Origin of the sequence: Apibacter sp. HY039 (assembly GCF_004023655.1) — a bacterium.
GTDB lineage: Bacteria > Bacteroidota > Bacteroidia > Flavobacteriales > Weeksellaceae > Apibacter > Apibacter raozihei.
Genome location: NZ_SAYM01000008.1, coordinates 14,708 through 35,069, shown reverse-complemented (window position 1 = coordinate 35,069; position 20,362 = coordinate 14,708). Strand labels below are relative to the sequence as shown.

General features: G+C 30.6%; 13 protein-coding genes. 3 read left to right on the top strand and 10 right to left on the bottom strand.

Features of this window, described 5'->3' with window-relative positions; all coding sequences use genetic code 11:
* Positions 1 to 99 precede the first annotated feature (99 nt).
* A complete protein-coding gene (locus EQ921_RS13155; RefSeq protein ID WP_128331984.1) occupies positions 100 to 1,056 on the top strand; it encodes an acyltransferase family protein in 957 nt (318 codons plus the stop codon).
* A 452-nt stretch (positions 1,057 to 1,508) separates the two neighbouring features.
* On the opposite strand, the gene EQ921_RS13150 is transcribed toward EQ921_RS13155, so the two are convergent.
* Positions 1,509 to 1,910, bottom strand: coding sequence for a DUF3037 domain-containing protein (locus EQ921_RS13150; RefSeq protein ID WP_128331983.1), 402 nt, complete (start codon positions 1,908 to 1,910; stop codon positions 1,509 to 1,511).
* The gene (locus EQ921_RS13145; RefSeq protein WP_221410499.1) at positions 1,876 to 2,670 is read right to left on the bottom strand and encodes a HipA family kinase; all 795 of its coding nucleotides are present in this window, start codon (positions 2,668 to 2,670) and stop codon (positions 1,876 to 1,878) included. The genes EQ921_RS13150 and EQ921_RS13145 overlap by 35 nt, the downstream gene beginning before the upstream one ends.
* Positions 2,671 to 2,787: 117 nt before the next feature.
* Here EQ921_RS13145 and EQ921_RS13140 point away from each other — a divergent pair, with 117 nt between their 5' ends.
* Positions 2,788 to 3,915 carry a TonB family protein gene (locus tag EQ921_RS13140; RefSeq protein WP_128331981.1) on the top strand — a complete coding sequence of 376 codons (1,128 nt, stop codon included), beginning with the start codon at positions 2,788 to 2,790 and terminating at the stop codon, positions 3,913 to 3,915.
* A gap of 105 nt (positions 3,916 to 4,020) precedes the next feature.
* Here the strand turns inward: EQ921_RS13140 and EQ921_RS13135 are convergent, their stop codons facing one another.
* The 7 genes from EQ921_RS13135 to EQ921_RS13105 all read right to left on the bottom strand — a co-directional run bounded on the left by EQ921_RS13135 (position 4,021) and on the right by EQ921_RS13105 (position 17,157).
* Positions 4,021 to 5,343 carry a glycerate kinase gene (locus EQ921_RS13135; protein WP_128331980.1) on the bottom strand — a complete coding sequence of 441 codons (1,323 nt, stop codon included), beginning with the start codon at positions 5,341 to 5,343 and terminating at the stop codon, positions 4,021 to 4,023.
* A gap of 12 nt (positions 5,344 to 5,355) precedes the next feature.
* Positions 5,356 to 6,684, bottom strand: coding sequence for a GntP family permease (locus EQ921_RS13130; protein WP_128331979.1), 1,329 nt, complete (start codon positions 6,682 to 6,684; stop codon positions 5,356 to 5,358).
* A 326-nt stretch (positions 6,685 to 7,010) separates the two neighbouring features.
* Positions 7,011 to 7,364, bottom strand: coding sequence for a hypothetical protein (locus EQ921_RS13125; protein ID WP_128331978.1), 354 nt, complete (start codon positions 7,362 to 7,364; stop codon positions 7,011 to 7,013).
* A 63-nt stretch (positions 7,365 to 7,427) separates the two neighbouring features.
* Positions 7,428 to 8,087: a YiiX/YebB-like N1pC/P60 family cysteine hydrolase gene (locus EQ921_RS13120; protein WP_128331977.1), complete on the bottom strand. Its 660-nt coding sequence runs from the start codon at positions 8,085 to 8,087 to the stop codon at positions 7,428 to 7,430.
* 27 nt (positions 8,088 to 8,114) lie between these two features.
* Positions 8,115 to 10,127 (bottom strand): DUF3857 domain-containing protein, encoded by a 2,013-nt coding sequence (locus tag EQ921_RS13115; RefSeq protein ID WP_128331976.1) that lies wholly within the window; start codon positions 10,125 to 10,127, stop codon positions 8,115 to 8,117.
* Positions 10,128 to 10,242: 115 nt separating this feature from the next.
* Positions 10,243 to 16,143: an alpha-2-macroglobulin gene (locus EQ921_RS13110; RefSeq protein WP_128331975.1), complete on the bottom strand. Its 5,901-nt coding sequence runs from the start codon at positions 16,141 to 16,143 to the stop codon at positions 10,243 to 10,245.
* A 123-nt stretch (positions 16,144 to 16,266) separates the two neighbouring features.
* Positions 16,267 to 17,157 (bottom strand): exopolyphosphatase, encoded by an 891-nt coding sequence (locus EQ921_RS13105; protein WP_128331974.1) that lies wholly within the window; start codon positions 17,155 to 17,157, stop codon positions 16,267 to 16,269.
* Positions 17,158 to 17,385: 228 nt separating this feature from the next.
* On the opposite strand from EQ921_RS13105, the gene EQ921_RS13100 reads away from it, so the two are divergent.
* The gene (locus EQ921_RS13100; RefSeq protein ID WP_128152368.1) at positions 17,386 to 18,276 is read left to right on the top strand and encodes a bestrophin family protein; all 891 of its coding nucleotides are present in this window, start codon (positions 17,386 to 17,388) and stop codon (positions 18,274 to 18,276) included.
* Between the two features lie 3 nt (positions 18,277 to 18,279).
* Here the strand turns inward: EQ921_RS13100 and ppk1 are convergent, their stop codons facing one another.
* The gene (gene ppk1, locus EQ921_RS13095; protein WP_128152365.1) at positions 18,280 to 20,340 is read right to left on the bottom strand and encodes a polyphosphate kinase 1; all 2,061 of its coding nucleotides are present in this window, start codon (positions 20,338 to 20,340) and stop codon (positions 18,280 to 18,282) included.
* Positions 20,341 to 20,362 lie beyond the last annotated feature (22 nt).

The following is a 20,362-nucleotide window of genomic DNA, read 5'->3' as shown; positions in this document are numbered from 1 at the left end:
TCAAATAAGACGTAACCATTATTTTTTGTGTTTTGTAATAGGATTTTTGTAATATTGTTTCTCATTTAAAAAAATATAATTTATATTAAATATTAAAACTTGAAGAGAAATTTAACTTTAGACTACTATAAAATCATCCTGAGCATATTGATTATATACCTACATTTTATAATTCCTATAATATACGATAATCAACATTATTCAGAATATATGTCAAAAATAAGTTATTTTTTTATTTGGCAATTATCTGGAATAGCTAAATTAGGTGTACCAGCTTTTTTTATTATTAATGGTTATTATTTATCTATTTCAGATGATAAAAAGACTTTTAAATACATCTTTCGAATATTTAAACTTTATATTGTATGGACATTATTTTATCTCCCGTGGATGCCTTGGAATGATGAACCCAATAAGCTTCTGCTTATTTTAAATCTTATATTCGGTTTTTATCATTTATGGTATTTATCTTCTCTGATTGGAGCTATTTTGATTCTTTACTTAATCTGTAAATGCACAAAAAATGTTTATATAATAGTAACTATAATTAGTATTCTTTTTATTACCGGTTATCTTATCCAGCTTAAGTTTGGAGCTGGAAACTTAGTATTGGTTTATATTTTCAGGAATTCTCTTTTTTTTGCTCTACCTTATGTTACATTAGGATTTTTAATACGTAAAATAAATATTAAAAATTATAAAATAATATATTTGTTAATTATACTGTGCCTTATTTTATTAATTATAGAAACGTATTATTACACAACTCTAGTTCAGTATTACGATATCTATTTATCTGCATTCATATTATGTCCTTTAATTTTTATTCTCTTATTGAACAAAGGCAAAATTAAAACCGTGGATAAAGAATATAAATTAAATGATTTATCCTCTGCTATTTATTATATACACCCTGCCATACTTCTACTAACAAACAGACTTATATCTATAGATAATCAAAATTTAATTTATTGGCTCCCTTTCCTTGTAATTACAATAATATTCTTTTCCTTTACCATTACAGGAGTAAATAAAATATTTAAATTTTTCTTATAGCAAGTATATAGTTAAAAATAAATACATATTATATATATACGATTAATTGTATACCAATATCAAATTAATAATTGAAATTTATATCTTTACGTTTAGAAAAAATAAAATTTTATCATATTATTCTTTTTATTTTAAATTAAATTATTATTTTTGCTTTATGGTAATCTTATTTAAATAAATTAGATTATTATGTTATTTCCAATAATAACTGTTTAAACCTTTAAAAACCTTAGGTCTTGTTTATTTTAAACAAGGCCTTTTTTATTAAATAATTTGTAACAAAAAGTGTCTTTACTATTTATAGTTTAATTGAGCATTTACTTAAATTATTATTAAAATTTATAAATAAAATGACTATATTTGAATACGAGAGTAAATTGTTGTTTAAGGCCAACTCTTAGGGTTGTCCTGAAAAGTTAAGTCTTATAATTAAAATATAAGACTTAATTTTTTTATAAAACTAATTCTGAAAATAAAATATCAAGAGTTTTTTCCAGATTCTCAGAAAATCCGGGATGTGGCCTAGAAGTTTGAATTGTTGTACTTCTTACAGAAGTTAGCCATCTGAATCTTTCAGGGACTGATAACTGAGCAATTTTTCCTCCTTTTCTATTTCCTTGACTAATTAGTTCGAATGCATGCAACATAGAATAAATTTTGCTTAAGTCTAATTTTTCTATAGTTGAAAAATTCTTTATTCTTTCTTCGTTTACCTGATATTTAATTCTGATATACCCTGTTTGCTTGGAAAATAAAATTACACCGATATTTATAAATTCTTCACGTTCTACTAAAGGTAAAAAACGTATGGTCGCATATTCATATAAGTGCATTTCTTGATTTTTTTGCTTCATTTATAAATACTTCTGAATTAGATAATCTACTGGTAAGAAATTGTAAATACGTATTTCTTATGTCTTCTTTTGTCTCAATTTCATCATCCCAATCCAGCCAGGAATCAGGTAAAAGGGAGAGTATTTCTGTAAAAACATTTTCACTAAGAGCTTTTTTGTACTTTTCGTTTACTGTTTCCAAACAACTTGCATAAGGAAGTAATACATGATCTTTAATTTGAGGAAATGAAGTTATTGCAAGTTTTTCCCAGTTAATCCAGGAATGATGAAAGTATAGACCTGCTCCTTGATCTATTAGCCATAATTCTTTATGCCACATCAGCATATTCGTATTTTTGACCGTTCTATCTATATTAGTTAAAAAAGCATCCAACCAAACTATTTCAGAAGCAAGTTTCTCATCAACTTTAAATGCTGCCGGATCATAGGTAAGAGCACCTGATAAGAAATGTAAACCCAGATTTAATCCACGACTTGCTTTTAGTAAATCCTGTATTTCCTCATCTGCCTCTGTTCTTCCAAAAGCTTCATCCAGATTGGCAAAAACAATTTCGGGAACACGTAAACCCAAATACCGGGCAATTTCTCCACCAATTAGCTCTGCAATTAAGGCTTTACTGCCATGTCCTGCTCCTCTGAATTTTATAACATATTTAAAACCATCATCTGCTTCTGCCAAAGCAGGCAACGAGCCTCCCTCTCTTAAAGGTGTTACATACCTGCTAACATTTACTGTTCGTACATCCATTTTACTATTCATTTAGTGATTGTAAAATTACATTTTTCTTTTTTATGTATAAATGTGTAGATTCTAAGAGAGTACTAATGTTATAAAACGATTTATATTTATAATTTTACTAATAAATTAAATTTACTTATGAGATTATTACACTCTTTTTTTCTTGCCTTATTGCTTTCCTGTATAACTTATGGTCAAAAGAATACTTTTGATAAGTATGATGTTATAATCAATTATAATTCTAAAAAAGGAAAATACGGACTTATTACTCATAAAGATAAAATAATAATTTCTCCTACGTATGATTATATTAAATATTTTGCTGATGAACAGGTTGCTTTAGCAAAAAAGAAATTTAAATGGTGCTTTATCATTCTCCCCGCTAAACAAAAAACATTTCTTTCATATGAAGAAATTAAACATTTTAATGGTCCTCTTTTTATTGTAGTTAAAAAAGGAAAATACGGGTTAATAGATAAATATGGAAAGGAGGTTTTATCTCCTTTTTTGGATAAAATTTACAATCCTTCTTATGGATTAGCTATTACCAAAAAAGATAATTTTTATGGATTGTTAAATCTCAATGGAGAAATTGTTGCTTCAGCGAAATATGATAATATTCAATTATTAGATGATACTTCTTACCTAATAGTTGTAAACAACAAATTTGGAGTAATAAAAGAAAATGGTTCTATTTCTATTAATCCTCAATTTGATAATATATATAGTTTTAATAAAAATCTATACCGTTTTATAAATGGAGGAAAGTACGGACTGATCAGTAAAGATGGGAAAGTGTTTGTTCCTGCAAAATACGATCTAATATTTTATAATGAAAATAATGATACTGCTTACGCCTCTTTAGATGATGAGACAGGAATCATTTCTTTGTTAGATGGTAAATTTACAAATATCAAAGATATCCCTAGTTCAATACCCATGGTTAATATTCATGATAAAAATAAAGTTTTTACTGGAGTTGCAAATTTAGAAGGCACCAAGGCTTTTCAAAATTTTATAGAAATGAATTTAAATTATCCTATAAAAGCTATTGAAAAAAAAACTAAGGGTACAGTCCTTGTCAAGTTTGTAGTTGAGAAGGACGGAACTATTTCTAATATTAAGATAATTAGGGATATTGGAGATGGGTGTGGAGAAGAAGTAATAAGAGTTTTAAAGCTAATAAAAAAATGGAAACCCGATACAGATAATGGTAAAGCTGTCCAAACTCATTATAAAATCCCTATCCGTTTTAATACTTATTAATTACTAATTTATTTTAACTTCAATACAAAAGCCCCCTGGAAAATATTTCAGAGGGCTTTATACACAAAAGATTTGAAAAAATAATTGAACTTTAAGATTCTAAATCTATTGAGCATTTATCAATACTACAATCAAATCCATAACGTTAGTAAGTGTGGAGCCAGTGACTACCTGTCCTCCAACTTCTTTGAAAAAATGATAGGAATCAAAATTCTCTTTATAATAGTTTATATTTACTTTTTTTCTACCTGCATTTTCAACGGTTGTATAATCAACAATGGCTCCGGCTGCATCAGTAGGTCCATCATTTCCATCAGTACCTGCAGAAAGAATAGTTATTCCTTTTTTACCGGATAATAATATGGTTGCACAAAGTGCCAGATGCTGATTTCTTCCACCCAGCCCTTTTCCTTTTACCTGAACAGTAGTTTCTCCTCCATAAAGTAAAACTTTTCTTTCCCCTTTAAGCAGTTGCTTTTGTACTTCCAATGATTGGTTAACAATTTGCTGAGCTGCTAATTCCGCATCTCCTTGTAATTCAGAGGTAATAATTTCTGCATCCAGACCAAGTTCTAAACATTTTTTATAAGCAGCCTTTAAAGCCAGTGTATTACTACCTATAATAAAATTGTGTACATTTTGAAATAAAGCATCTCCTTCTTTAGGAGTTTCCTCTACTATTCCTGCCAATCCCTTTTGAAGATAGTCTTTCAAGGAAACAGGTATTTCCTGTACCAAATTATATTTTTCAAGAATTTTCCATGCATCTGAAAAAGTTGAATGATCTGCACTAGTAGGGCCAGAGGCTATAATATCTAAAGAATCACCTATTACATCTGATAAAATTAAACTTACTAAAGTTGCTGGAAATGCTGTTTTGGCTAACTGACCGCCTTTTACCTTAGAAAGATGCTTACGTACCACATTCATTTCATGTATATCTGCACCGCTGATCAATAAAAGCTGGTTAAGTTTTACTAAATCTTCGGGTAATGCTCCTTCGGGACAATCAGCCAACAAAGCAGATCCTCCTCCGGATAATAAACAGATTATTAAATCTTCTTTCTTAGCCTCATCTAATATTTTTACAATTTCCTGAGTAGCCTGAAATCCATTTGCATCCGGCACCGGATGACCTGCTTCTGTTATTTGACCATATTGAAGATCACACGAATGACCATATTTAACTATAATATGCTCTGCAGATATTCTCGACCCTAATTTTTTTTCTATTTCTTTAGCCATTAAAGCACTTGCTTTACCTGCTCCAATTATATAAATGTGTTTGAAATTAGAGAGGTTAATCGTTAAATCCGATACGTGCATACGCTCATTTTTAATCCTTACGGAATTCGTAAGCATATGATCGGGTAAAACACTTTTAACTCCTGAATCAAATATTTTTTTTACTATAGTTTTTGAATCCATAAAATCTTAGTTTTAAATTACACACAACGATACCAGCCAAATACAAATAAACACAGTGATTCCCATAACAAGAGTAGCTGATGTATATACTTTTAGTGAAACATCCGTATCAATTTCAGAAAATTTAGTTACTACCCAAAAATATGAATCATTAGCATGGGACACTACCATTGATCCAGCTCCCATGGCTAAAGTAGCAAATAATCTACCTAGTTCCGAGCTTAATCCTAAGGATACCAGCATAGGTTCTACAAAAGATGCGGCTGTGATTATTGCAACGGTAGACGAGCCCTGGGCTGTTTTTAAAAAAGCGGCTATAATAAAAGGAATTAAAAGTCCCAAACCTTTATCTCCTAAAATTTTTCCAGCCTCGGTTCCTATTCCGGTTTCTTTTATCAGTAAGCCAAACATTCCTCCTGCTGCCGTAATAATTAAAATGGGACCAGCTTTCTCAATTGCTGATTCAAACACTTCATTTAATTCATTTATTTTTTTATTTTTTAATAAGAACAGTGAGCATATTACCCCTATGAGCAATGCCCATACAGGTTGCCCCAATGTATGAACTATCTTTAAAATCAAATTTTGATCTTTAAATTCAAATATTTTCAGTAAAGAAGAAACAGCTATTAAAATTAATGGCATTACTATCGGAAGTAAGGATAAAGTAACAGATGGTAGTTTATCTACTGAAACTTCTTCATTTTCATCAGCATGATACGGTTTATATCCTTTACCTTGTGTCATAAATTTTATCCAGAAATAAGCAACTAAAGCTCCGGGTATTGCAAATAAAATACCGGCAAGGATAAAATAACCCATATTTACTTTCATAGATTCGGAAGCTGCCAATGCTCCGGGATGAGTGGGTACCAGACAATGAACGGCAAATAGAGAACAACCCATAACTGCAGCTATAAAAGGCATTGATATTTTAGTTTTAGCACTGAATGATTTTGCCAATCCACTTAAAATAATGTATCCTGAATCACAAAATATAGGCAATCCTGCAATAAAACCTGTTAATCCCATGGCAGCAGGAGCTTTATCTTTTCCTGTTTTCGAATAAATGTAATTTGCAATACTTAATGCTCCTCCACTCTTATCCATAACTATGGCTACAATAGCTCCAAATATGATCAAAAAACCAATGGACGCCATTGTGGTTCCAAAGCCGTCTTTTAATGTTTTGAGAATATCAGTATCAGGTAATACCGTAACAGCAAGAAACAATGATACCAGAAAAAGTGAAACGAAAGCATTCAATTTAAGCTTTGAAGTAAGATAAATAATAGCAATTAAACTAAAGAGCACAACAAATGTAACAGCAATTAAACTCATAAATTTATTTTTGTAGTTAGAATTTTAATCATTACATAATGATTTCTTAAAAATACTATTTATTTTTGTTTTATGTTGTTTTAGAGGTATGATTTTTTCACATACGAAAGCTATCGAAATTTGATTTTTTGATTTATATAATTTTTTGAAAACTTACAACTTTACTCGTTGTTGGAAAATAAATTTATTTTTACATAAGATATAATTAAATCAATACAGCATATTGTCTATTAAAAGGCTTTAATAAAATTAAATATATTTATTTTATCTGTACTAATATAATTGACACAAATTTCTTTATTAAGAAAGCATATTTTTCAAAATTTTCATGATATCCAGCTCAACATCTGTTTTATTTTAGATTTGTCAATATCTCTATTTGACCATCCTTCTTGAGCTACCATTCTTTTTATAACCCAAGGTTTGTATACTTTTTTTAGTCTCCAATTTGTGATATGATTTGCAGGAATAATTATTGTAATATTTTTATTACATTTTCTATGTTTACCTAAAACTTTAATTTTTTTGTATCCATCTCCCCATTTTTCAGGAAAACAATATACTCTAGTTCCTGAAGAAAAGTGTTTAGAACCCTTTTCATTATCTCTAATATTTTCTTTTATATTTCCAACCAGACACCAGATAAACGGCTGTAGAAAATTTATTTTCGCATCGTTCAATTTGCCTGATTTTTTAAAAAATGATATAATTTTCAACACTATATATTGTGGATAAAAAAATTATTATTGATAAAAATAAACAATGTTTAGTACATCGGATTGAGACATAGCTCCCGGGTTTATACCCCATTCTCCTTCTGGAACTGGAATTCCCAAATTTTTAAAATGAGAAATCCAAAAGGAATTAAATTCACCGTTTTTCGAAGACTTAAAAGTCATTTTATTTAATGGAAAAACAGCGATATGATTGTTTGCACAATAAAGAACCTTATAAATTAATTCTGAACAATAATATTGATCATTTGAGAGATCAAAAGCGTCATCGTATTCTTTACCAACGAGTTGTAAAGCTTCTTGAATTGCCTGAGGAATAATTGGTTGATACGTTTCTTTTAAACGACCTACAACAGATCTGGGAGGACAATTTATTTTTTCTTCAGGTACTAAATAATCTTTTAATGCTGTAACACGAACTTTTGGATGCGTTGCTTCAATAACAAAAACTTCATGTGAATAAGGGTTTATCCATACCATTCCGACATGTGTAAAATTATACCCATCTATTCCTTGAGTTACTTGCTTAATTGCTTCTCCCATACCGTTATCACAGGATTCCTGAAAAATTAAATCTCCATTTTGAAGCTCAAAAAATGCATCAGGTTTAATCTGTGAAAAAGAATTGACATAAATAATAAACAATAAAATAAAAAAATATCTGTACATTTTAAATTTTATATTGTTGCTGAATGATTATTTTTTGAATAATGAAAATAATCCATTCATAAATCCCTGATTTACAATATCCAAACCTAAACCGAAATTACTATCTGCTATGGTTTCATGATCTTTACGATAGCTTTCAAATTCATCTGGCTTTAATTCTAAATTTGTAACAACATTAGATTCTATAGTTACTGTTCCGCCATTTTTACGAATATTTTTTTTGCAGGTATAGTCCAAGTATTTATTGTGTATTTCTGCTTCCTGTATGGTGTATTTTTCTTTCGTATCAATCTTTACATCTGTTTCAATTGAAATTTCATATTTTTCAGAGTCTGCACCTATCCAGAATGGTATATCTTCATGAACATAATCTCTTACCTGATTTTTAACTATATTATAATCAAAATACATTAAAAACCGGTTATTTTTACTGTTTACATAGTACGGATCAGCTATATCTGACTGATAGCATATTTTAAATTCGTTTGCATCTTTGTCATCATTAATAATATCTATAGATGCTGTCGTGAATATTTTTCGGGGATCTGTTCCTTTACGATCGTTAACATAATTAAGCGTATAAAATAAAAAATTATTCCAGCTATCAATAACTTCTCTTTTATTGGTATTTTTAAAATATTTACGCATCATGTTTGCTCTATTACCCCAATATTTTGTATTTATAATTATATTTCCTTTATTTTGGGATACCTTAAATTCAACAGTTTCTTCAATGCAGTATTTTTTAAATTTATGAGAAGTCCTGGTTTTAAGATCCTGATCAGGATTTATTTCCAAATAATATTTGAAATATAAAAATCCACGGTTTTCAATAGTTCCGTATTCATCTCTCGTTGTTGCATCTATAAAATATTCTTCTCCTTTGTAATTTACTTTCACTATAACATGATTGAATGTAAGTAATGAAGGCAAATAATTTCTAAAATAAAAATCTACATTGTAATTTATTAAAATAACTGACGATTCTATATCCAGATAATCCAAAATATTTTTTAACAAAACGCACTTAGCCTTGCAATCTCCTTGCTTAGTGAAGTATGTAATTTCCGGTTCCTGAGGTTTGTGACCGTTCATATCAACTGCATTAAAGATATAATTGATATTATTTTGAACATAGTCTATAGCAAACTGTAGCTGTTTATCCTTATTATCTAATAAATTTAATTTCTCAACCAGCTCCGGAGCATATTCTTCCAATTTCTTTTTTTCATAAACTTCTTTGTAAAAAGGATAGATATAATTGGATAGTTCTTGCCAGGTGCTTTGGGTTGACAGATCAATAAATGGAAATATCTGCCGGCTTGAATCTACCGAATTAAGATAATCGGTATGATAAAATTCATATTTCTCCCCTTTATTAATGCTTACTATCTGATTAGATTCCAGAGTATTCTCTTTATTTCTGAAATAATTCTTCTTTACCTCTACCGTTTTTTCACATTCATTGATAAAAGTAAATTTATATTGTCCATATGCCCAGTACAAATCCGGACTTACCCATATATATCTGAAAAATTCTTTTTTAATAAAATCTTTATCTGTTAATATTTTCCGCTTTGTGTCTTCTAAAATTAAAACATCATACAAACGTAAATCTTTAATTGTAATATTAATTTTTTTCGCACTGCTTATTACTCCACCTCCACTATTATTTTCGTCGTCGAACTCTTTGATTTTAAGATCGGGTATTTTATCTATTAATTGTCCCTCTCTGATAACACTTATGCGATGTATTACATATTCCTCATTTTCATCAAGATTAACTTCATAAATCGAAGCTTTATCTAAATTTGCTGATTCGTTTAAGGTATATATAACACAACAATATTCGGAAACTTCTTCTTGACTGGCATAAACAACTTTATCCAGAAGATAGCAAAAATCTCTACCTTCATTTAACCATTTTCTTGAAAATTCACTATCAACTACAAAAGACTTGATTTCATCATCCGTAAATTGTCTGGCCCATAGTGATGGTTTTCCTATTTTGTAATTTTCATTTCCTACTGAAGGTTCCATAGTTTATTATTTATATTGCAAAATAAGTATAAATCTCTGAATTATTGAAGTTTTGTTTAGTTTTTAATAAAAAAATGCCTGAAAATTCAGGCATTTTTTAATTTATTGTATTAGTCTATTGAATATCAATACGTATACCTTTACTATGGGCAGACATTTCTGGAGCATACATAGATTGTAACTGAGTAATTCCATTAGAAAATTCTCCTTTATTATTGGCGCGTACATCATATTCAAAAACATAGGTTCCTTTTCTTAGATATTCAAAGAAAAAGTTAGTTGCTGCATCTCTGGTACTTTCATAATACCCGGCTCCATTCTGAAATTTATATCCGGAAAGTACGTTTACTGGCTCAAATCCTGAAGCTCTCATATCTTTAATGTGAATATACTGTATATCTCTGTCAACCTTGATAATCAATTTAACTGTGACTAAATCTCCAACTTTAATTGATTGTTTATCTGAAATTTCTTTTAGCTGCTGACCATTATCTGTATTTACTTTTAAAAATAATTGCTTCTGCATTTTTATATTTGAATCTGCCTGAGTTATTTTATCCAAATTTTCAAAATATTGCCAATATAATCCTCCCCAAGCTACTCCCGGAGAAGTTTTTTCTATTTTTACCAATCCCATTTCTGAATTTATCTGATCTGCATTCCATGATTTTTTGATGTATCCGGATGCTTGTTCGGCTGAAGTATCCTTAGATGGTACAAATTGGGTGTTTCCTACAAAAACGTTTACTCCTTCTTCTGCATTAGACCAGTCTTTTCCAAAATTCATCAAGGCATATACTGCATTTGTAGTTGCTTTTGTTGAATTCCATGAGTGAGTCTGACGGTTTTTCAATAGCCATACTTTCATTTCTTCCACCAATTTAATGTCCTGAGGAGTTATTTCTGCAAAAGCTTCTATTACTTTTGTCTGCGATTCTACCGGTGTCTGATACCAATGCCATCCCGGAACATTACTTTTCCAGTACATTCCCATTTCATCGGCTTCTACAGAAGTTTCTTTAAGATTTTTAATTACGATCTGGGCAGAGTTTTTATAACCGTATCTGTTTAGTACTATTGCTGTCATTGCTTTGTTTTGCATATCATAGTTAGTAAAATAAACAGAAATATCTTTATGGATATCACTTAGATATTTTGATATTTCAACAGGTAATTTATATTGGTCTTTCCAAAAACTTCTTACATAATAATAGTGCATTAAGTCTTTACCATCAATCTTATTTTTATTTTTCTTCTGTTTTTTTATGTATTCTATGGTTTGACTATCTGTATACTGAATTGCTTTTTGTATTATATTCTGAAGATTACCATTCAGATATTCTGACGATTGGTTTCCTAACATATTTTTTAACTGTCCAAAACCTAAAATTATAGTTTCTGTGATATATGAACTGGAATTTCCTCCTTCAAACCAGGCAAAGCCTCCATCGGTATTCTGACGTCTTATCAGTTTATCCTGAGCTTGTGTATTTTCCTGTGACATTTTATTTAGATCAAATAATAAAGCAACTCTCTTTCTTTGTTCTGTTTCATCTTCAGCATTACGTACCCAAGGTGTTTCCTCCAAAAGAATATTTTTCAACTCCTGATTTTTTTCCAGATTTGATAGATTTACACCTTGTAAGTTCCAATTATCAAATACTTTTTTAATTTTTGGTGAAGAGTTTATAATATAGGTAGAGAGGATATTTCCATACAATCTGCTGAATAACTGCTCTGAACATTCGTATGGATATTCTCTCAGGTAAGGAAGTGAGAAAACAGCCAGCCAAAGAGGGTTAGTTGTCATTTCCATACTTAAATTAAAGTTCTGTAATGTATTGGATTTATTATCCAATAATTTGTCAAACTTAAATTCTTTTTTCTGATTTTCTTTGATATATATAGGAAGTGTTTCGGTAACCAGCATTCGATTGGTTAATACAGGCAAAACACTTTCTTCTCCATCAGAATAGTTTCCTGATGTAGCTACAATTCGATAAATAACAGCCGGAATATCTGCCGGAACTTTAATCTTCCAACTTACTTCAGTATTATCGGAAGACTTTAAACTAAATAGCTGCTGAGATTGCTGATTAAAAAATTCTGTATCAACTGGTTTGTTGGTTACGGCATCAAATAAAAACAATTGAGCATGCCCGTTTAAGTTTTTATCTGCCAGGTTATTGATTTTTGTACTTATTATTAGTTCATCTCCTTCTCTTAAAAAACGAGGGACGTTTGGAACTACCATTAACTCTTTTTGGGTTTGTGTATAAAACTGGGCCGTTCCCGAATATAGATCCTGAGTGTGTGCTAAAATTAGTAGTTTCCATTGAGTAAGAGCTTCTGGTGAAGTAAAACTAAACTTGACTTCACCATTTTTATCCGTATATAAATTAGGGAAAAAGAAAGCCGTTTCTCCTAAATTTGTTCTCGCTTTTATCGTTTCAAGTTCATTTTGTTTTAAATTTTTTCTCCCAGTATTTGAAACATCAAGATTAGCTTCTAAATATTCCTGATTTTCAGATTGTTCAGCCAGAGGTGCCATGCCAACATCGTCAGTTGTCATAATTTTAGATGAAACAGGACTTGCCGACATTCTTACAAGCTCTAAACCATTCATAGCGTTTCCAAAAACTATGGATATATCTTTTAAATCCGTTTTTTGAGGATATTTATAGCTACGATAGTCCACCTGCTGGCATAAACTTGAGTATACCGGATTATATCCGATTATTCTATTATTATGGTATAAAATTCCATACGCATTATAGGACCATGGGGAAAATGTAAATGAGTTAGATTTAAACTGATCTAATGATGCATCATAAAGAGTTGCAAGAACTTCAGCTGTAATCTTATCTTTATCTTTTCCACTTATTGTAAGCTCCCAGGTTTCTTTTTCTCCAGGTCTTATTTTATCTCTGAAAACTTTAGTTGAAATTTTCAGATCTTTGGGTTCTTCTGTTACATTTATCTGAAATGCAGAGGCTTTATAACCATTTTCACCAATCAAATATGAATATGCAAATAATCCATTTGTTATTAACTCCTTTTCTGCTATAAGTGTATAGGTTGCTTTACCATTTTTAATAGGAATCACTTTGTGTAAAATCCATTGTCTTCCGCTCTCTAAATGAAGTACAGCTGTTGCTTCTTTCAGATTGGAAATAAAATTGATTTCAATTTTTTCTCCCACTTTAAAACCAGGCTTGGATGGTAATACTGAATAAAATATATTGTTTGCAGATTTTAAAGTATTATTTTCCCGGATTTCAATAACTTTTTGAGTCTTAATTGAGTCCTGTCCGAACATAGTATAAGCTTGCACTAAATAAAAACCATGAGCCAGCGAACCTGATAATTTGATCGAATCTGATTGATGGGTATCGAAATTATAGACTACTGATTTGTCTTTTTTCCAGAATTGAGGATTTTGTTCTTCTTTAGAATAAGGTAAATAAGGAAAATACTGATTAAACAAATTAGGATCATATAGCTGATAATCAGGAACAAAATCTACTTTATTCGGCAAAATAATTTTTGAGGGTGACAGTAGTCTGGTTACAGTAACTTTTCCCTGAGCAGGAGATTTTCCCCCGTTTAGATTCATAGAGCTTATACCAATACTAGTAAAATCTTTTTGTAGTGATACTTCCGGAAGGGTAAGAACTAATTTTTTAGGTAAATCGCCTATTGTAACTCTGGATTCTCCCGTATGCGTTTCTCCGTTAACATCCGTTACATCCGCATAAAGAATATAGGTATAAGTTCTGTACTCCTTCGCTTTTTTTAATTCCTTGGATTTTGCTAAAAATGAAATTTTAAAATTTCCTTTGTCATCAGTTTCTGTTTCTCCTTGTTCTATAGTTTCCGGTTGAGAACGATAAGGGATAAAATAGCCTCTGAAATATGGGAAAATTTCTTCTCGTTCAATTCTATATACTACTTTAGATCCTGAAATAGGAACTCCGGCAAATGAAAGAGCCTTACCCTCGATTCTTACCTTATTATCCAAAGTATAATCTCCTGCCAACGGCTCTATAGTTACTTGAAATTTAGGTCTTTTATACTCTTCAACTGATATATTTTGTGTATTAAAGCCATAATCGGATTCTAGAAAATAATTACCTGTAATACCACCTTCGGGTATAATAAACTCCCCAAAAACACTCCCGTACTCATTAGAGACCAACTGCAACGATGCTACTTTTTCAGAGTTTACATTATGCAAGGATATGGTAACTTGTCTATTGCTAGCTATAAGAGATTGTTCTTTTTTCTGGTTATATAAAATAGCTTTAAAGTATACTTTTTGCCCCGGACGGTAGATTGCTCTATCGGTAAAAATAGTACTTTTTTTAGTGATGGTTTCTTCATCTTCATCTGATTTACTTCTCCATCCGTAATAACCTGAATTAATTTCAATAAAAGAACCGGATTCCGGATTCAATAGATATCTGTTGTTATAATTTTGAGCTTTCAGTGTAAAAAATCCATCTGTATCGGTTTTTACATTTTCGGATTTTACAAGTTTTTGAGAATTTTCCAAGCTATAAATAGAAACAGATAAATTTGATAAAGGTTTTCCTGTTTTCCGATTCAGCAGCTGGAACAGAGATACCGATATTTCATTTAATCTCACCATGGTCCAGTCGTGTACCATAAAATATATTTTTTCCGGATGTACGTCATTTTTATCTTTTTTTGTAAAATCCGGATAGAACGAATATTCAAGCTCATAATTTCCCTGAGGCAATCCATCTAGCTTAACAACCGTTGAATGGGATTCATAATCATCAAATGTTTGTAACTCCCATACTCCTTCTCGAATTTGTTTATTGCCTGTATAAGAAAAAATCCCATTATTTTCAATTACCCAATCATCTTCTTTCTTATTTTCATACTCTTTCAAATCAGCTTTACGTATTCTATAGTAAATTTTACTAACGTTAGTAGCTCCGACCTTAAGCGGAATATATTCATCAGGTAACAATTCAGGATCTAAGGTCAGGTTTACTGCCTTTCTAGTAATGCTTTCCTGAAGACTTTTGCAATTAGTATTCCAACGGTTTTTATGGGATAGATTTATATTACTGCATATTTTCAATGCTTTCTTTTTATCTGAACCCACAAATAATTGAGCTGCTGAATAATACAAATAAGATGAATATTCTTCAGCAGAATATAATTTAGCCAGTTCAATTAAATCATTGGCTTTTTGTTCTAAAGTTCTATCAGAGCCGGATAATTCTGTTATTTCTATTCTTTTAAAGTTTAAATAGGCAGATTTATCTGTATCATTTTGATGAAATTTTAATAAATCAGAAATAAGTTCCTGCTGAGTTTTTTTTAAAGAGTTATTTTTCGAAACAGAGTTGTAATATATAGCATCCCGATTGTTTTCGCCAAGTGCTTTTATATAACGACTCATTAAAACATCATATAATGTAGGATACAGGTAAAGGTCCTGATCCGTAGTTAGCAATCTCTTCCAATTTTCTGTTTTCTGATTTTGCAATAGCTGTTTGTTTTGAATTGACTGTTTATATAAACTCAAACTTTCTAACTCTAATTGCTTTGGACTCCAAGTACTTATATCATCAGATTTTGTTTCTGCTTCAGTTATATTTTCTTTACTTCCTTGTGTATTAATCTTGTATTTATAATATGTTTTTGCCAATAATGATTTTAAGATGTCCTTAGCTAACTCCGATGAAGAGTTCATTTCTGTTTTTAATTTTTGTATAACTAAATAATAAGGATCTTCCCATTCGTTATCTTGTGTAACCGATAGTATTTCACATTGTTTGGAAAGTGAACTGATCATCTCTACCACATTATTATCTTTTTTAGCCTGAACATAAATTTCATCTAATTTTGGCTGCAAAGATTTAAATTCTCCTTTTTGGGATAATTTATTTATTTCTTTCCATTTCTGGTCGTAATCAAACTTTTGTGACATAGCAATATGTGTTACCAATAAAAGTGTTAATAAAAGAATACGTTTCATATTATTTCAGTTATATATCAAAGTTAAACATTTATCTCTTTTACTATAGATTAAAAATTTTTAATATTCCATAAATAAAATGTATGTTTATAAAAAAAGCCGGAATATATCCGGCTTTTTTAACTATTGATTTTTATTTCTTTTATACATAAGGTTAATCATTCCATCAGCAGCACCTATTTTGGGAATATGTACCCGGGTAGCATGTGCATATTTCATCACTGAATCATAAATGAGTAAAGCAGGCACAATAACATCTGCACGGTCGGGCTTCATATTAAATGTTTCAATTCTTTCCTCGTAACTAAGATTTTTTAATAATTCATATTGTTGATGAATATATGAGTGAGAAAGAAATTTCCCTTCTTTTTTGCCTGAATTTTTAAATACATAATTAATATTCCCTCCTGAGCCTATCAACTCTACATGTTTATCTGCAGTAATTTTAGTAACCCAGGGTTTTACGGTCTCGTGTAAAAAATTCTCACTAATTTTGCCGTCCAATAATCGCACAGTACCTATTGGAAATGACTGGCTGTTTAATACTTTTCCTTTATTTAGCAAAGAAATTTCTGTGCTACCTCCACCTACATCAACAAATAAATAAAAATGATCGGACTCTAAAAAATTTTTAAGTTCTGAACTAAAAATGATTTTTGCCTCTTCTTCACCTGATATCACTTCTATTTCAATACCACTTTTTTCTTTTACAGCTTCAATAACTTCTTTTGAATTTTTAGCTTCTCTCATTGCTGAAGTAGCAAACGCTCGATAGCAGTCTACATTATACACATTCATCAGTAATTTGTAAGCCGTCATAGCCTCCGATAGCCTGCCTATAGTCTTCTCGGAAATTTTTTCATTAGTAAAGACATCTTCTCCCAATCTAACAGGTACCCTTACTAAACTGGTTTTATTAAATGTTACCGTGTCCTGTGTTTCGTAGATTGTGTTTATTAACAATCGAACGGCATTGGAACCGATATCTATAGCGGCATAGGTATAAATATTCATTACTTGGCTGAATTTTAATTGTTACTATATTAAACAAAGATAACGAATAGTTATATATTCTTTTCATAAATTATAATATGGGTATGTTTTTTGTATTGACTTTAATAGATTAATGTTTTTATTTTATTTTGATAAGTTCCGCTTTCTAATAAACAAATATTTATTCATTTATCAAACAGTATTTAGCAACTGAAGAACTATTTATAATTATACACTTATCTATCATTCATGCTTTTAAATAAAAGAATTCCCTTTTCCTATATTGTCAGTAAGATAAAAATGGAAATTATTTATGTATTTATTGTGGGTTGTATTTCTCACTATTTAACTATTACATTTTTTCAATCATTACCTAAAATGCCTTTAACAATACCTGCGTTTCTGGGGACGGCTATTTCTATTCTGTTATCATTTAAAATGAGTCAGTCTTATGAAAGGTGGTGGGAAGCCCGGAAGGTTTGGGGCGCAATTGTCAATGATTCCCGAAGCTGGGTAATTCAGCTTCAGACTTTTATAGAGAAAGATGAACCTGCGGTACATCAAATGGCTTACAGGCAAATCGCCTGGTGCTATTCTTTGGGACAAACATTACGTGGATTAGATCCTATGAGTAACCTTAAAAGATATATTTCGGAAGATGATATTTTACGTTTACATAAACACAATAATATACCATTGGCTATTATCCAACTAAATGCACAGGAAATTAAACGTTTACGTGAAAATCAAAAGACTGATATTTTTAGCCATAAACAATTGGATAACACCTTAGTACGTCTTTGTGACTCTATGGGTAAAGCTGAAAGAATAAACTCGACAGTTTTTCCTGTCACCTATCGTAAATTTTTACATTTTGCCATCTACGTTTTCGTAATAGTACTTTCTATCTCTTTAGGTGAAATTAATGCTATTTTTGAAATACCTTTATTAATTATTATTTCATCAATTTTCTTTTTGTTGGAAAAAACGGCTTATCATCTTCAGGATCCGTTTAAAAACCGCCCCAGTGATACATCTGTAACCACCATTGCTCAAACTATTGAAATGAATATAAAAGATTTATTAAATGAGGGGAAAACTGAAAAACCAGAACCAAAAAACGATTTTTATATTCTCTGATTCTTATTTATTCAATTCTTTAATATATTCATAAATAGTTTCCTGAGATCTATTTTTCTTTTTTCTGTTTTTCTGATATGGCTCTTCCAGACCTTCTTTGATAAGTCTGCCTTTTACATTGTCTTCGAATCCCAGTTCAAAGGTGTGCATAATTTCCTGTTTGTTTTGAGCATTTAGTACTGGACAGGCGACTTCTACCCTATGATCTAAATTTCGTGCCATTATATCGGCAGATGAAATGTAAACCATATCGTCTCCTCCATTCTTAAACCAATACATACGCGGATGTTCTAAAAATCGATCTACGATACTTACAATTTTTATATTTTCACTTAATCCGGGAATTTGAGGAACAATGGAACATATTCCCCTGATAACCATTCTCACCTCTACGCCGTTTCTACTCGCCTCATATAAGTGATCAATAATTTCTTTATCACAAATACTGTTAACTTTCAAGTTAATCTGTGCCGGTAATCCCAGCTGTTTATTCTTTATTTCTCTTTTAATTCCTAATATTAGTTTCCTTCTGATTCCCCAGGGACTTACCGCTATATCTTTATAATGCTTGACCAGATAGTTTGCATTAAAAAAACTAAAAACTTCATCTACCTGATTAACTATACTTTCGTTGGCTGTAAAAAGAGTAAAATCTGTATAAACCCGAGCTGTTCCTTCATGAAAATTACCAGTAGAGATAAAAGCATATTTTTCTGCTGCTCCTCTTTGTGGATCTCTTTCGACTATTCCTATTTTAGAATGTACTTTGAGTCCGGGAACTCCGAATATTACTTTTACTCCTTCCTCCTGTAAAGCTTTTGACCATTTAATATTATGTGCTTCATCAAACCTTGCTCTTAGTTCCAAAACAGCTGTTACTTCTTTTCCATTTTTAGCAGCATTAATTAATGCGCTTAAAACCTGAGAATTATCCGCCACTCTGTAGATGGTAATTTTAATTTTCCTAACTTTCGGATCAATAGCTGCTCCTCTCAAAAATTTTAGAAAAACGGAATAATCATAATAAGGTGCATATAATAAGGTATCTTCTTTAGCAAATGCTTTAAAGTAATTATTTTCGTCTTTTAGAATCTTAGGTATTACCGGAACTATTTTTTTGTATTCCAAATCTTTCCTTCCTAAAGTAGGAAATTTCATGAAATCTTTTTTGTTGTGATACTTTCCGCCGGGAGCCAGGCTGTCATATTCATCCAAATCAAACATCCGTTTAATAAACTTCAATGTTTTTAAATCTATGGTTTTATCATAAACCAGACGAACCGGAAGACCTTTATGCCTTTCTTTTAAAGCCCCTGCAACACTTTCCATGAAACTTACCTGCACATCGTTATCTATGGATAAATCTGCATCTTTAGTCAATTTAATAGATTTTGCTTCAATGGTTTCAAATTTAAAAAACTGAAAAATATCTTTCAGGTGATAACGTATAACATCATCTAAAAATATAACATGATGCTTATCATTGATATCCGGTAAAACTAAAAAACGGGAGAAACGATCAGTTGGAACTTCGATAAGAGCATATTGCCGGTTATCATTTTTCTTAAACATGGTAACTATAAGATAAAAAACGTTATCTTTTAAATTAAGTGTCTTATCTCCTTCTTTCCAGTAAAGGATGGTGAGTGCATGACTTAGTTTATTTTCAAAGAAGTCCTCAACAAAAGGTTTTAAGGTATCAGGCAATGTTTTATCATCGACAAGTAAAGTCTTTTCACGTGCCAGCTCTTTAATTATCTGTTCGTACAGCCTGTCATATTTTTGTTGCTGATGGGCTACCGTCTGGTTAATTTCTTCAAGCAATTCGGTATCTGTCTGCTCTTCTACAATATTGTTGTATTTACGGTTAAACTGAACCATTCTGGCAATATATGCATATCTGACTTTGTAAAACTCATCCAGATTATTTGAATAAATACCTAAAAAACGTAATCGCTCCAACAAAGGATTTTTTTTATCCATTGCTTCCTGAAGAACTCTTGCATTAAATTTTAACCAGCTTATTTCTCTATTTATATATCTGTTATTCTCCGCTCTTTTCATAGCCCTTAATCGTTTATAATAG

Excerpts from the sequence above, each read along its gene's own strand:
- EQ921_RS13150 (WP_128331983.1), bottom strand. The coding sequence starts at position 1,910 with ATGAAGCAAAAAAATCAAGAAATGCACTTATATGAATATGCGACCATA.
- EQ921_RS13145 (WP_221410499.1), bottom strand. The coding sequence starts at position 2,670 with ATGAATAGTAAAATGGATGTACGAACAGTAAATGTTAGCAGGTATGTA.
- EQ921_RS13140 (WP_128331981.1), top strand. The coding sequence starts at position 2,788 with ATGAGATTATTACACTCTTTTTTTCTTGCCTTATTGCTTTCCTGTATA.
- EQ921_RS13135 (WP_128331980.1), bottom strand. The coding sequence starts at position 5,343 with ATGGATTCAAAAACTATAGTAAAAAAAATATTTGATTCAGGAGTTAAA.
- EQ921_RS13130 (WP_128331979.1), bottom strand. The coding sequence starts at position 6,684 with ATGAGTTTAATTGCTGTTACATTTGTTGTGCTCTTTAGTTTAATTGCT.
- EQ921_RS13120 (WP_128331977.1), bottom strand. The coding sequence starts at position 8,087 with ATGTACAGATATTTTTTTATTTTATTGTTTATTATTTATGTCAATTCT.
- EQ921_RS13115 (WP_128331976.1), bottom strand. The coding sequence starts at position 10,127 with ATGGAACCTTCAGTAGGAAATGAAAATTACAAAATAGGAAAACCATCA.
- EQ921_RS13110 (WP_128331975.1), bottom strand. The coding sequence starts at position 16,143 with ATGAAACGTATTCTTTTATTAACACTTTTATTGGTAACACATATTGCT.
- EQ921_RS13105 (WP_128331974.1), bottom strand. The coding sequence starts at position 17,157 with ATGAATATTTATACCTATGCCGCTATAGATATCGGTTCCAATGCCGTT.
- EQ921_RS13100 (WP_128152368.1), top strand. The coding sequence starts at position 17,386 with ATGCTTTTAAATAAAAGAATTCCCTTTTCCTATATTGTCAGTAAGATA.
- ppk1 (WP_128152365.1), bottom strand. The coding sequence starts at position 20,340 with ATGAAAAGAGCGGAGAATAACAGATATATAAATAGAGAAATAAGCTGG.